The sequence below is a fragment of the Streptomyces sp. NPDC046931 genome (genome assembly GCF_040644655.1).
Lineage (GTDB): Bacteria > Actinomycetota > Actinomycetes > Streptomycetales > Streptomycetaceae > Streptomyces.
The window spans coordinates 174,535-186,774 of the sequence record NZ_JBEYWX010000003.1 but is presented as its reverse complement, the minus strand read 5'-3'; the positions used below and the strand labels follow the sequence as shown (position 1 = coordinate 186,774).

At 72.6% G+C, this 12,240-nt stretch carries 13 protein-coding genes; 7 read left to right on the top strand and 6 right to left on the bottom strand.

Features of this window, described 5'->3' with window-relative positions; all coding sequences use genetic code 11:
* Positions 1 to 2: 2 nt before the first annotated feature.
* Complete coding sequence (locus ABZ876_RS08025; RefSeq protein WP_361776076.1) at positions 3 to 914, bottom strand: SDR family oxidoreductase; 912 nt, start codon at positions 912 to 914, stop codon at positions 3 to 5.
* Entirely contained in the window at positions 911 to 1,747 is an 837-nt protein-coding gene (locus tag ABZ876_RS08020) for an SDR family oxidoreductase (RefSeq protein ID WP_361776073.1), read from the bottom strand. Before ABZ876_RS08020 ends, ABZ876_RS08025 begins: the two co-directional genes overlap by 4 nt.
* 82 nt (positions 1,748 to 1,829) lie before the next feature.
* Between ABZ876_RS08020 and ABZ876_RS08015 the strand changes: the two genes are divergently transcribed.
* From ABZ876_RS08015 to ABZ876_RS08000, 4 genes are read left to right on the top strand one after another with little or no spacing between them, the layout of a single operon-like run.
* Complete coding sequence (locus ABZ876_RS08015) at positions 1,830 to 2,573, top strand: enoyl-CoA hydratase family protein (RefSeq protein WP_361776070.1); 744 nt, start codon at positions 1,830 to 1,832, stop codon at positions 2,571 to 2,573.
* Positions 2,574 to 3,554, top strand: coding sequence for a CoA-transferase (locus tag ABZ876_RS08010; RefSeq protein ID WP_361776067.1), 981 nt, complete (start codon positions 2,574 to 2,576; stop codon positions 3,552 to 3,554).
* Complete coding sequence (locus ABZ876_RS08005) at positions 3,551 to 4,306, top strand: CoA-transferase (RefSeq protein ID WP_361776064.1); 756 nt, start codon at positions 3,551 to 3,553, stop codon at positions 4,304 to 4,306. Before ABZ876_RS08010 ends, ABZ876_RS08005 begins: the two co-directional genes overlap by 4 nt.
* Complete coding sequence (locus ABZ876_RS08000; protein WP_361776061.1) at positions 4,306 to 5,367, top strand: nitronate monooxygenase; 1,062 nt, start codon at positions 4,306 to 4,308, stop codon at positions 5,365 to 5,367. Before ABZ876_RS08005 ends, ABZ876_RS08000 begins: the two co-directional genes overlap by 1 nt.
* A 169-nt stretch (positions 5,368 to 5,536) precedes the next feature.
* On the opposite strand, the gene ABZ876_RS07995 is transcribed toward ABZ876_RS08000, so the two are convergent.
* Genes ABZ876_RS07995 through ABZ876_RS07985 form a run of 3 tightly spaced genes read right to left on the bottom strand, consistent with a single transcriptional unit; the run spans position 5,537 to position 8,181 of the window.
* Complete coding sequence (locus ABZ876_RS07995) at positions 5,537 to 6,694, bottom strand: acetyl-CoA C-acetyltransferase (protein WP_361776058.1); 1,158 nt, start codon at positions 6,692 to 6,694, stop codon at positions 5,537 to 5,539.
* A gap of 47 nt (positions 6,695 to 6,741) precedes the next feature.
* Positions 6,742 to 7,353, bottom strand: a complete 612-nt coding sequence (locus tag ABZ876_RS07990; protein ID WP_361776055.1) for a TetR/AcrR family transcriptional regulator — start codon at positions 7,351 to 7,353, stop codon at positions 6,742 to 6,744.
* 42 nt (positions 7,354 to 7,395) lie between these two features.
* Positions 7,396 to 8,181 (bottom strand): SDR family oxidoreductase, encoded by a 786-nt coding sequence (locus ABZ876_RS07985; RefSeq protein ID WP_361776052.1) that lies wholly within the window; start codon positions 8,179 to 8,181, stop codon positions 7,396 to 7,398.
* A gap of 60 nt (positions 8,182 to 8,241) precedes the next feature.
* On the opposite strand from ABZ876_RS07985, the gene ABZ876_RS07980 reads away from it, so the two are divergent.
* Together ABZ876_RS07980 and ABZ876_RS07975 are read left to right on the top strand one after the other, a co-directional pair.
* A complete protein-coding gene (locus ABZ876_RS07980) occupies positions 8,242 to 9,381 on the top strand; it encodes an acyl-CoA dehydrogenase family protein (RefSeq protein ID WP_361776049.1) in 1,140 nt (379 codons plus the stop codon).
* Complete coding sequence (locus ABZ876_RS07975) at positions 9,381 to 10,337, top strand: acyl-CoA dehydrogenase family protein (protein ID WP_361776046.1); 957 nt, start codon at positions 9,381 to 9,383, stop codon at positions 10,335 to 10,337. Before ABZ876_RS07980 ends, ABZ876_RS07975 begins: the two co-directional genes overlap by 1 nt.
* Before the next feature lie 21 nt (positions 10,338 to 10,358).
* Here ABZ876_RS07975 and ABZ876_RS07970 read toward each other — a convergent pair whose 3' ends face one another.
* Positions 10,359 to 11,078, bottom strand: a complete 720-nt coding sequence (locus ABZ876_RS07970) for a VWA domain-containing protein (RefSeq protein WP_361776043.1) — start codon at positions 11,076 to 11,078, stop codon at positions 10,359 to 10,361.
* Positions 11,079 to 11,227: 149 nt separating this feature from the next.
* On the opposite strand from ABZ876_RS07970, the gene ABZ876_RS07965 reads away from it, so the two are divergent.
* The gene (locus tag ABZ876_RS07965; RefSeq protein ID WP_361776041.1) at positions 11,228 to 12,139 is read left to right on the top strand and encodes a rhomboid family intramembrane serine protease; all 912 of its coding nucleotides are present in this window, start codon (positions 11,228 to 11,230) and stop codon (positions 12,137 to 12,139) included.
* The last annotated feature ends 101 nt before the right edge of the window (positions 12,140 to 12,240 follow it).

Below are 12,240 nucleotides of genomic sequence, written 5' to 3'. Positions count from 1 at the left end.
CCTCATGGCTCCGCCCCGTACACCGCTTGCGGCGACTCGGCCCGTGCCAGCAGCTTCCGGGCCGTTTCGCCGGCCTCGGCCGGTGTCCGGCGCGCCCTCTCCTCGGCGGTCGGACCCCGCCGCCATCCCTCCATCACGGTGATCCGCCCGCCCTCGGCCTCGAAGACACGTCCCGTGACGCCGGCGCTCGCGGCGCAGCCTAGCCAGACGACCAGGGGGGAGACGTTCTCGGGAGCCATCGTGTCGAAGCCCGAGGCGGGCGCGGCCATCGTCTCGGCGAACGTGCGCTCGGTCATCCTGGTGCGCGCGGCGGGGGCGAGGGCGTTGACCTGCACGCCGTAGCGGGCCAGTTCCGCCGCCGCGACCAGGGTCAGCGCGACGATCCCGGCCTTCGCGGCGCTGTAGTTCGCCTGCCCGAGCGAGCCCAGCAGTCCCGCGCCGCTGGCGGTGTTCACGACCCGGGCACACGGGACGCGTCCCGCCTTCGACTCGGCCCGCCAGTGCGCCGCCGCGTGTTTGAGCACCAGGAAGTGCCCCTTGAGATGAACCCGAAGTACGGCGTCCCAGCTCTCCTCGTCGAGGTTGACCAGCATCCGGTCCCGCAGGAACCCGGCGTTGTTGACGAGCGTGTCGAGGCGTCCGTACGTCTCCAGGGCGGTCGCCACCACGGACGCCGCGCCGGCTCCGGTCGCGATGTCGCCGCCGTGCGCGACCGCCTCGCCGCCCGCGGCTCGGATCTCCTCGACGACCCGCCCGGCCGGGCTTCCGGCACCGGGCGCGCCGTCGAGGCCGACCCCGAGGTCGTTGACGACGACCCTCGCGCCCTCGGCGGCGAACGCGAGGGCATGCGCGCGGCCCAGCCCACGGCCCGCCCCGGTGACGATCACCACACGGCCGTCCGCGATACCGGTCACGTCGTACCCCCTCCTGTGTTCCGGCTGCCTTCTCGGCTTGTCTCCCGGCTCTCTGCGATGCCGTAGCGGGTGCCCTTGTCGGCCGTCGCCGCGTCGAGGAACGCCGGCCGTTCCCCTCCCCCGTGGACGAGCAGGCTGGCGCCGGTGATGTACGCGGCGGCGTCCGAGGCGAGGAAGACGGCGGCCTCGCCGATGTCGTACGGCTCGGCGAGCCGGCCGAGCGGGACGGTGCGGGAGACGGCCGCGATACCGTCCTCGTCGCCGTAGTGAAGGTGGGACAGCTCGGTGCGGACCATGCCGACGACGAGCGTGTTGACCCGCACCTCCGGCGCCCACTCCACGGCCATGGAGCGCGCCAGGCTCTCCAGGCCGGCTTTGGCTGCGCCGTACGCGGCGGTGCCCGGCGAAGGGCGGCTGCCGCTCACGCTGCCGATCATGACGATCGCTCCCCGGGCGCGCCTGAGGTGGGCGTACGCGGCGAGCGAGACCGTCAGCGGGGCGAGGAGGTTGAGTTCGACGACCCGGGCGTGCCGCTCGGGGCCCACGTCGGCGAGGAGCCGGTAGGGGGCGCCGCCCGCGTTGTTGACCAGGACGTCGAGGCGGGGCAGCGCGTCCAGGCAGTCCCGTACGGCGGCCGGGTCGCGGACGTCCAGCCGGACGAACTCGGTACCCGGCAGGGGCGTTTCGGGTGGCCGGCGGGCGCACACCAGCACATCGGCGCCGGCCGCGACGAACGCCCGGGCGATGCCCGCGCCGACGCCGCGGGTGCCGCCGGTGACGACGGCGACCTGGCCGCGCAGGCTCGGGGCGGTCGTGCCGCTGGAGTTGTCCACAGGGCCTCCCGGTGGAATGGGATGGCTGCTAGCTTCGAAGCACACCTAACAAACGTTTGGTGGAAAGGTAGCTGATGTGCCCATGGGTGTCTCCACCTCGTGCCCGGAAAAAGGGGTCGCCGTCGTCACGGTCGACTTCCCACCGGTCAACGCGCTCCCGGTGACCGGCTGGTTCTGTCTGGCCGACGCGGTGCGGTCGGCGGGCCGCGACCCACAGGTCCGCTGTGTCGTGCTGGCCGCGGAGGGACGCGGTTTCAACGCGGGTGTGGACATCAAGGAGATACGCGCGAAGGGGGGCCGCGGGCTGATCGGGGCCAATCGCGGTTGCTTCGAGGCGTTCGCGGCGGTCTACGAGTGCGAGGTGCCGGTCGTGGCGGCGGTGCAGGGGTTCTGCCTGGGCGGCGGGATAGGGCTCGCCGGCAATGCGGACGCGATCGTGGCGAGCGAGGACGCCGTCTTCGGGCTGCCGGAGCTGGAGCGCGGCGCACTGGGCGCGGCCACGCATCTGGCCCGGCTGGTGCCGCCGCATCTGATGCGCACCCTGTACTACACCTCGCGCACGGCGACGGCGGCCGAGCTTCGAGCGCACGGTTCGGTGTGGCGGGTCGTGCCACGGGACGGCCTGCGGGGCGCCGCGCTGGAACTGGCCCGTGAGATCGCCGCCAAGGACGGCGAACTGCTGCGGCTCGCCAAGGCCGCCATCAACGGCATCGACCCGGTCGATGTGCGCCGCAGCTACCGCTTCGAGCAGGGCTTCACCTTCGAGGCACAGACCAGCGGCGTCGCCGACCGGGTCCGGGACACCTTCGGCGAGGGGAACACATAGATGAGGGACAAGACGATGACCGCGGACGAGGTGGTCTCCCGGCTGGAGAGCGGCATGACCCTCGGCATCGGCGGCTGGGGCTCGCGCCGCAAGCCGATGGCCCTGGTGCGGGCGCTGCTCCGCTCCCGGATCACCGACCTCACGGTCGTCTCCTACGGCGGCCCGGACGTCGGCATGCTCGCGGCCGCGGGACGGATCCGCAGACTGGTCGCCGCGTTCGCGACCCTGGACTCGATTCCGCTGGAGCCGCACTACCGCGCTGCGCGTGAGGGCGGCGCGCTGGAGCTGGTGGAGATCGATGAGGCGATGCTGATGTGGGGACTGCGCGCGGCGGCGAACCGGCTGCCGTTCCTGCCGGTGCGGGCGGGCGTGGGATCGGACGTGTTGCGGGTCAACCCCGGCCTGCGGACCGTCACTTCGCCGTACGGGGAGGGGTGGACGTTCTGCGGTGGGCAGCCGGCCGAGCCGGCCGCCGAGCCCGGGCGGGCGGGGCGGGCCGCCGGGGAGGTGATCCGCACGGGCACGGTCGCGGGCGCGGGCGCCGATGCGCGGGAGCCGGGTGTCCCGGAGGAGTTCGTCGCCATGCCGGCGCTGCGGATGGACGCGGTACTGGTCCATGTCAACCGTGCCGACCGGCGGGGCAACGGCCGGTATCTGGGCCCGGACCCGTACTTCGACGACCTGTTCTGCGAGGCGGCCGACGCGGCCTACGTCTCGTGCGAGCGGATCGTGGACACGGCGGAGCTGACGAAGGAGGCCGCGCCGGGGACCCTGCTGATCAAACGCCACACCGTGACCGGTGTCGTCGAGGCTCCGAACGGGGCGCACTTCACGTCCTGTGCGCCGGACCACGAACGGGACGAGTCCTTCCAGCGGCACTACGCGACCACGGCGTGGCCCGAATTCGCCGAACGGTTCCTCACCGGAGACGAACACGCCTACCAGTCGGCCGTACGGGCCTGGCACCGGGAGCGGTCATGAGCGGAGTCACCCGCGCCGAGTACTGCGTGATCGCCTGCGCCGAGGCCTGGCGCGGCGCGGGCGAGATCCTCGCGAGTCCCATGGGGATCATCCCCTCGGTCGGGGCGCGGCTCGCCCGGCGCACCTTCTCGCCGGATCTGCTGCTCACCGACGGCGAGGCGATGCTCGTGGACGTCGACGGGACGGTGGAGGGCTGGCTGCCCTACCGTCAGCATCTGGCGCTGGTCACCGGCGGCCGACGGCACGTGATGATGGGCGCCAGCCAGATCGACCGCTTCGGAAACCAGAACATCTCGTGCGTCGGCGACTGGGCGAGACCCCGGCGACAGCTGCTGGGGGTGCGCGGGGCACCGGTCAACACCCTCAACAACCCGACCAGTTACTGGATCCCACGGCACTCACGGCGGGTGTTCGTGGAGCGGGTCGACATGGTCTGCGGGGTGGGGTACGACCGCGCGGCCCGGCATCCCGCCACCGCACGCTTCCACGACATCCCGCGGGTGGTCTCCGACCTCGGCGTCTTCGACTTCGCCACCCCGGACCACTCGATGCGGCTGGTCTCGCTGCACCCGGGGGTGGCCGTGGAGGAGGTACGCGCGGCGACGGGCTTCGAGCTGACGGTGCCGGGCGAGGTGCCCGCCACGCGGGAACCGACGCCGCGGGAACTGCGGTTGATCCGTGAGGCGATCGATCCGGAGGGGATACGGGAGCGGGAGGTCCCGGATCATGGCGCCGAGGGTGGAGGGCGCTGATGGACACGGCGCTCACCCGGCTCGTCGGTGTGCGGCACCCCGTGGTCCAGACGGGGATGGGCTGGGTGGCGGGGCCGCGTCTGGTCTCCGCCGCGGCGAACGGGGGGGCGCTGGGGGTCCTGGCCTCCGCGACCATGACGGCCGACCGGTTGCGGGAGGCGATACGGGAGGTGAGGGCGCGCACGGACGCACCGTTCGGGGTGAACCTGCGCGCGGACGCCAAAGACGCGGGCGACCGGGTGCGGATCATCATCCAGGAGGGTGTGCGGGTCGCGTCCTTCGCGCTGGCGCCGTCCCGTGAGCTGATCGCCGAGCTGAAGGCCGCGGGGGTGGTCGTGATCCCGTCGGTGGGCGCCCGGCGGCATGCGGAGAAGGTGGCCGCCTGGGGTGCGGACGCCGTCGTCGTGCAGGGCGGCGAGGGCGGCGGTCACACCGGCGAGGTGGCGACGAGCGTGCTGCTGCCGCAGGTGGTGGACGCGGTCGACATTCCGGTGGTGGCGGCGGGCGGGTTCCGCGACGGGCGGGGGCTGGTCGCGGCGCTGGCGTACGGGGCGGCGGGCATCGCGATGGGCACGCGGTTCCTGCTGACCTCGGATTCGACGGTTCCGGACGCGGTGAAGGCGCGGTATCTGGCGGCGACGGTGCGGGACGTCACGGTGACGACGGCCGTGGACGGGCTGCCGCACCGGATGCTGCGCACCCCGTTCGTCGATTCGCTGGAGCGCGCGGGCCGGGCCGGGGCACTGGTGCGCGCGGTGCGCCGGGCGGCGGGCTTCCGGAAGCTGTCGGGACTGACGTGGCCGGCGATGGTCCGGGACGGTCTCGCCATGAGGCACGGCAGGCAGCTGAGCTTGAGCCAGGTCCTGCTGGCCGCGAACACGCCCATGCTGCTGAGGGCCGCGATGGTGGACGGGCGGACGGACCTCGGGGTGATGGCGGCCGGGCAGGTCGCCGGGGTGATCGACGACCTGCCGTCGTGCGCGGAACTGGTGGACCGGATCATGAGGGAGGCGGAGGAGGTGCTGAAGACCCTGGCCCGGTTCGACGGCCCCGGCCCCTGACGGCCCGAGCCCCCGGCAGACGCAGCGCGCGGCCGTCGAGCCCCCGGCAGACGCAGACGGCGACCGCCGAGCCCCCGGCAGGCGCAGGGGCGGTCGTCGAGTCCGGGCCGGCGCGGTGCCGATCGCCGTCCGTCGGCACCGGCACCCGGCGGGCGGCGATCGGGTCCGCTCAGAGGCGTTCGATGATCGTCACATTGGCCTGGCCTCCGCCCTCGCACATCGTCTGGAGGCCGAAACGGGCGCCGGTGCGCTCCAGCTCGTGGAGCAGGGTGGTCATCAGCCTGGCGCCGGTGGCGCCCAGGGGGTGGCCGAGGGCGATCGCGCCGCCGTTGACGTTGACCTTCTCCGGGTCGGCTCCGGTCTCCTTGAGCCAGGCGAGGACGACCGGGGCGAAGGCCTCGTTGATCTCGACGAGGTCGATGTCGTCGATCGTGAGGCCGGTCTTCTTCAGGGCGTGCGCGGTCGCGGGGATCGGTGCCGTCAGCATCCGGATCGGGTCCTCCCCGCGCACCGAGAGGTGGTGGACCCGGGCGCGCGGGGTCAGACCGTGTTCCCGTACCGCCCGTTCGGAGGCCAGCAGCAGGGCCGCCGCGCCGTCGGAGACCTGCGAGGAGCAGGCGGCGGTGACGGTGCCGCCCTCCAGGACCGGCTTCAGCCCGGCCATCTTCTCCAGCGAGGTGCCCCGGCGCGGGCCCTCGTCGACCGTGACATCCCCGTGGGCGACGGTCTCCCGGTCGAAGCGGCCCTCGTCGATCGCGCGGACCGCCCTGAAGTGCGAGCGCAGCGCGTACTCCTCCTGGTCACGGCGGCTGATGCCCCACTTGGCGGCGATCAGCTCGGCGCCGTGGAACTGGTTGACGGGCCGGTCGCCGTAGCGGGCCCGCCATCCCTCGCTGCCCGCGAAGGGGCCCTCGGTGAGTCCCAGCGGTTCGGCGGCCTGGCGGGAGGCGAAGGCGATGGGGATCTGCGACATGTTCTGCACGCCGCCCGCGACCACGAGGTCCTGGGTGCCGGAGAGCACGGCCTGCGCCGCGAAGTGCACGGCCTGCTGGGAGGATCCGCACTGCCGGTCGACCGTCACGCCCGGCACCTCCTCGGGCAGCCCGGCCGCGAGCCAGCAGGTGCGGGCGATGTCTCCGGCCTGCGGCCCGACCGTGTCCAGGCAGCCGAAGACGACATCCTCCACGGCGGCCGGGTCCACCCCGGAACGCGCCACCAGGGCCTTCAGCACATGGGCGCCCAGATCGGCGGGATGGACGCCGCTCAATCCGCCCCGGCGCCGTCCGACGGGCGTGCGGACCGCTTCGACGACATAGGCCTCGGCCATGGTCAACTCCCTCGCGCTGGACGGATGTCACAGACGGTCGTCTACGACTAGGTGCGCACGGCGATCCCGTCGAGCACCATCGACAGGTACTGCCGGGCGATCTCCTCCGGACTGTGCTGTCCCCCGGGCCGGTACCAGGACGCGGCGACCCACACGGTGTCGCGCACGAACCGGTAGGTGAGCCGGACGTCGAGATCGGACCGGAAGACCCGGGCGGCGACCCCGCGCTCCAGCGTGGACAGCCACGCCTTCTCGAACTTGCGCTGCGACTCGGCGAGAAACGCGAACCGTTCCTGCGCGGCGAGCTGCCTGGACTCCTTCTGGTAGATCGCGACGGCCGCGCGGTGCCGGTCGATCTCCCTGAAGGACTCGGTGACCAGCGCCTCCAGGGTTTCGCGGGGGCCGAGTTCGGCCTCCAGGACGGTGTCGTAGCCGTCCCAGAGCTCGTCGAGGAACGTGCGCAGGATCTCCTCCAGCATCGACTCCTTGGAGTCGAAGTGGTAGTAGAGGCTGCCCGCGAGCATCCCGGCGTGGTCCGCGATCGTGCGGACGGTGGTGGCGTTGTAGCCCTGTTCGGCGAAGACCTCGGCTGCGGTGTCGAGGAGTTCGCGGCGGCGGGCGGGCGCGGCGGTCACCTGGGGCTTCTTCTTGGTCGGCACGGATCCATTGTGGTCCCGAGGGCGCTGGTCCATCGCACGGCTCTAGGGGTGCCGGCTGCTGACGGCGACGACCTCGCCGGTCATGTAGGAGGAGTAGCCGGAGGCCAGGAAGACGATCACGTTGGCGACTTCCCATGGCTCCGCGTGCCGCCCGAAGGCCTCGCGTGCGGTCAGTTCCCGCAGCAGTCCGGGCGTCGTCACCTTCGCCAGATGCGGGTGCAGGGCGAGGCTCGGGGAGACGGCGTTGACCCGTACGCCGTACTCGGCGGCCTCCATGGCGGCACAGCGGGTCAGGGCCATGACCCCTGCCTTCGCGGCGGCGTAGTGGGCCTGTCCGGCCTGGGCGCGCCAGCCGAGCACGGAGGCGTTGTTGACGATCACTCCGCCGCCCGTCTCCCTCATCGACCGCAGGGCCGCCCGGGTGCACCGGAAGGTGCCGTTCAGCGTCACGTCGAGCACCTTCGACCACTGCTCGTCGGTCATGTCGGCCAGCGTGGCGGTGCCGCCGAGGCCGGCGTTGTTCACGACGATGTCGAGTCGGCCGTGCAGCCGGACGGCCGTGTCGAAGAGGGCCCTGACCTGGGCGTCGTCGGTGACGTCGCAGACGGCCGACGCCACGGTCCCCGCGAATTCCCGGGCCAGCTCGGTCTCGTGCTCCTGGAGCCGGCGGGCGTGGGCGTCGCTGATCAGCACCCGCGCGCCCTCCTCCAGGAACCGCCGTGCGGTCGCGCCCCCGATACCCGCACCGGCCGCCGCGGTGATGACGGCGGTGCGGCCCTGGAGCAGCCCGTGGCCGGGCACGTACGCCGGACTCTCGACGCCTGTCATAGGCCCACGCTAACCTACCAAACACTTGTTAGGGAAGCCCGTCTTCGAAGGGTGCCGCCCGTGGATCTCACCCATTCCCCCGCCGACGAGGCCTTCCGCTCCGAGGCCCGATCCTGGCTGGCCGCGCATGTGCCTTCGGTGCCGCTGCCCTCACTGGAGACCGAGGAGGGGTTCGCGGCCCACCGCGCATGGGAGGCGGAACTCGCCGCGGACCGCTGGTCGGTGGTTTCCTGGCCGGCCGGGTACGGCGGACGTGACGCGGGTCTGGTGCGGTGGCTGATCTTCGAGGAGGAGTACTACGCGGCGGGCGCCCCGGGCCGTGTCGGCCAGAACGGCATCAGCCTGCTGGCGCCGACGCTGTTCGCCCACGGCACCGAGGAGCAGCGGGCCCGGGTGCTGCCGCCGATGGCCACCGGCGAGGTGATCTGGGCGCAGGCGTGGTCGGAGCCCGATGCCGGCTCCGACCTGGCCTCGCTGCGGTCCAGGGCCGTGCGCACCCGGGGCGGCTGGCTGCTCAGGGGGCAGAAGACCTGGTCGTCGCGGGCGGCCTTCGCGGACCGCGCGTTCGGTCTGTTCCGCAGTGATCCGGACGCCCCGAAACCCCATCTGGGCCTGACCTACCTCATGTTCGACCTGCGCGCTCCCGGGGTGACGGTCCGTCCGATCGGCCGGCTCGACGGCAAGCCGGCCTTCGCCGAACTGTTCCTGGACGATGTGTTCGTGCCCGACGAGGACGTGATCGGCGAGCCGGGCCGGGGCTGGCGGATCGCCATGTCGACGGCGGCCGACGAGCGCGGACTCACCCTCCGCTCTCCCGGCCGCTTCCTCGCCGCCGCCGAGCGGCTGCTCGCGCTCTGGCAGGCGCACGGCGGTCCGGCGCCGGTGGGCGACCGGGTGGCCGACGCCCTGATCGGCGCCCGCGCCTACCAGTTGTTCACCTACGCGGTCGCCTCCCGCTTCCTGGACGGCACGCCGATCGGCCCGGAGGCCAGCCTGAACAAGGTGTTCTGGTCCGAGTACGACCTGGCGCTGCACGAGACGGCGCTCGATCTCCTGGGCCAGGAGGGCGAGCGGGCGGACACCCACTGGGCCGAGGGGTATGTGTTCTCCCTTGCGGGCCCCCTGTACGCCGGCACCAACGAGATCCAGCGCGACATCATCGCCGAGCGTCTGCTCGGACTGCCGAAGGGCCGACGCTGATGCGATTTCTGCTCACCGATGAACAGCGGGCGTTCGCAAGCTCGTTGGACGCCCTGCTGACCGCCGCCGACACCCCGTCGGTCGCCCGGGCCTGGAGTGCGGGCGAGCACACGGCCGGGCGGACGCTGTGGTCCCGGATCGCCGGGGCCGGCGTCTTCGCGCCGGCGGTACCGGAGGCGTACGAGGGGATGGGCCCGCTTCCCGTGGAACTCGCCGTGGCCTTCGTGGAGCTGGGCCGCCACGCGGTGCCGGGCCCGGTGGTGGAGACGGTGCTCGCGGCGGCCCTGCTCGCCGGGGCGCCCGAGCATGCCGCGCGGCTGCTGCCGCCGCTGGTCTCCGGCAAGGCGATGGCCACGGTGGGCTCGGTGTACGCGCTGGACGGGGACACGGCGGATGTCGTCCTGCTCCTCGCGGACGGGAAGGTGTGGCTGTCGCCCGGCTGCCGTCCCGAGGTGCGGCCGTCCCTGGATCCCGCCCGCCGGCTCGCCGTCCCGCTGCCCGGCGGCGAGCTGCTGTGCCCGGCCGTCCCCCCGGACGCTCTCGACTGGGCGCGCCTGGCCACGGCCGCGCAGGCTCTGGGCGTGGGTCTCGCCCTGCTCGACCGGACCGTCGCCTACGTCGGGCAGCGCATCCAGTTCGGGGTGCCCGTCGGATCGTTCCAGGCGGTCAAGCACCGGCTGGCCGACACCGCGATCGCCTTGGAGTTCGCACGGCCGCTGCTCTTCGGGGCCGCGCTGTCGATGGCTCCGGCGGACATCGCCGCCGCCAAGGTCGCGGCGTGCGAGGCGGCGTACGCGACCGCCAGGACCGCACTCCAGTTGCACGGCGCGATCGGCTACACCGCCGAGTACGACCTGTCCCTCTGGCTGACGAAGGCCCGTGTGCTGCGCGGGGCGTGGGGGACGCCCGCGGAGTGCCGGGCCGCCGTCCTCAGGGGCTTGCGTCCCCACGGGTGAGGAGCGGCGCGGCCCGCGCGGTCACGGCACGATGCCCTCGGCCCGTGCCTCCGCCAGCCACTGCGGGAACCCGCCCACCAGCCGGTCGTACAGCTCGGCGTCGGACACCTGCCGCGGGTCCGTTCCGGCGTGGAAGAACCCCGCGTTGTCGACGACGCGCGTGCGCGGCACCGGCAGCTCGTCGAGCTTGCGCAGGAAGTCGAACTGTCTGCTGTCCGGGTCCCCGAATCCTATGAACTGCCAGAACAGGGGCAGCTTGGCCGCCTTGCACAGATACCGTTCCGCGGCGGGTCTGCTGATCGGGCCGCCGTCGGTCTGGAAGACGACGAGGGCGGGGTCCCGGGAGCCGCTGTCCAGGTAGTGGTCGATGACGGCGTCCATCGCCAGGTGGTAGCTGGTCTTGCCCATGTGTCCGAGCCCGGCCACGATCCGGTCGATCCGGCCGTGATGGTCGGCGAGGGAGATGTCGGCGACGGCGTCGACGTCCGTGGAGAAGAGGAAGACCGGCACGCTGCCGTCGTCGTCGAGGTGCGCGGACAGCCCGAGCACCCGCTCGGCGAGCGCCTGTACGCTGCCGTCCTTGTAATACGGCCGCATGGAGCCGGAGTAGTCCACCACCAGGTAGACGGCGGCCCGCTGCCCGTCCAGCCCGTGCTTGGCCAGGGACACCCCGGCGGTCTTGTACAGACCGACGAGCGCGGGAGCGGTCTCCTCGACTTTGCGGAGACTGATCGCGGCCATGGGGACTCCCTTGCACTGCGGGGTGGAAGGCCGACGGTACGCCACTCCTGCCCCTCGTCGATCACCATCCCCAGGTGTTCGCTATTTTGTTCGCCGCCGTCACCACCGGCTCACCTTCATCCGTCCCCCCCCCGTCCGAGGAGCCGGCCGTGGAGCCCGAATCCGCCGTCACCACCTGCTACCGCCACCCCAAGGTGGAGTCCTACGTCCGCTGCACCCGCTGCGACCGCTACATCTGCCCGGACTGCATGCGCGAGGCGGCGGTCGGCCACCAGTGCGTGGAGTGCGTCAAGGAGGGCGCGCGGTCGATCCGGCAGGCGCGTACGGCGTTCGGCGGCCGGATCACCACTGCGCCCGTGGTGACGTATGTCCTGATCGGCCTCAACATCCTGGCCTACCTGGGCGAGTTGGTGCGACCGGCGATCGTGGACCGGTTCTCGATGCTGGGCGCCGCTCTTCGGGGACCGGACGGCGGCCACTACCTGTGGCAGTACCCGTACCCCCCGGAGCTGCACGCGGAGGGCGTGGCCGGCGGTCAGTGGGAGCGGCTGCTGACCGGCGCGTTCCTGCATCTTCCGCCCATGCAGGGGACCTTCGGCATTCTGCACATCGTGATGAACATGGTCTCGTTGTGGAACGTCGGGCGAGTGGTGGAGGCACAACTGGGCCGGGTCCGCTACATCACGCTCTACCTGCTCTCGGCCCTCGGCGGCTCGGTGCTGGTCCTGCTGATCGCCCCGGGCACCCACACGGTCGGCGCGTCCGGCGCCATCTTCGGGCTGGGCGCCGCCTACTACGTGATGGCCCGCCGTCTCGGAGCCGACATGAGCACCGTGAACCGCTACATGACGGGCCTGCTGCTGTGGCTGGTGGTCTCCGCGGGCCTCACCTCCTGGCAGGGGCACCTCGGCGGTCTGCTGGCGGGCGGGGTGGTGACCCTTGCGTACGCCTACGTTCCGCGCGGCCCGCGCCGCGGCCTGCTCCAGGCGGCCGCCTGCGCCGCACTGCTGGTCCTGCTGGTGCTGCTCACGGTCGGCAAGGTCACGGAACTGACGGGCTGAGCCCTTCGGCACATGCGACGGCGCCTGCCCGTGGTCCGGTCGGGGACTGGGCAGGCGCCGTCTGTGTTCCGTACGCCTTTGTACGGGACGTGGGTGAGCGA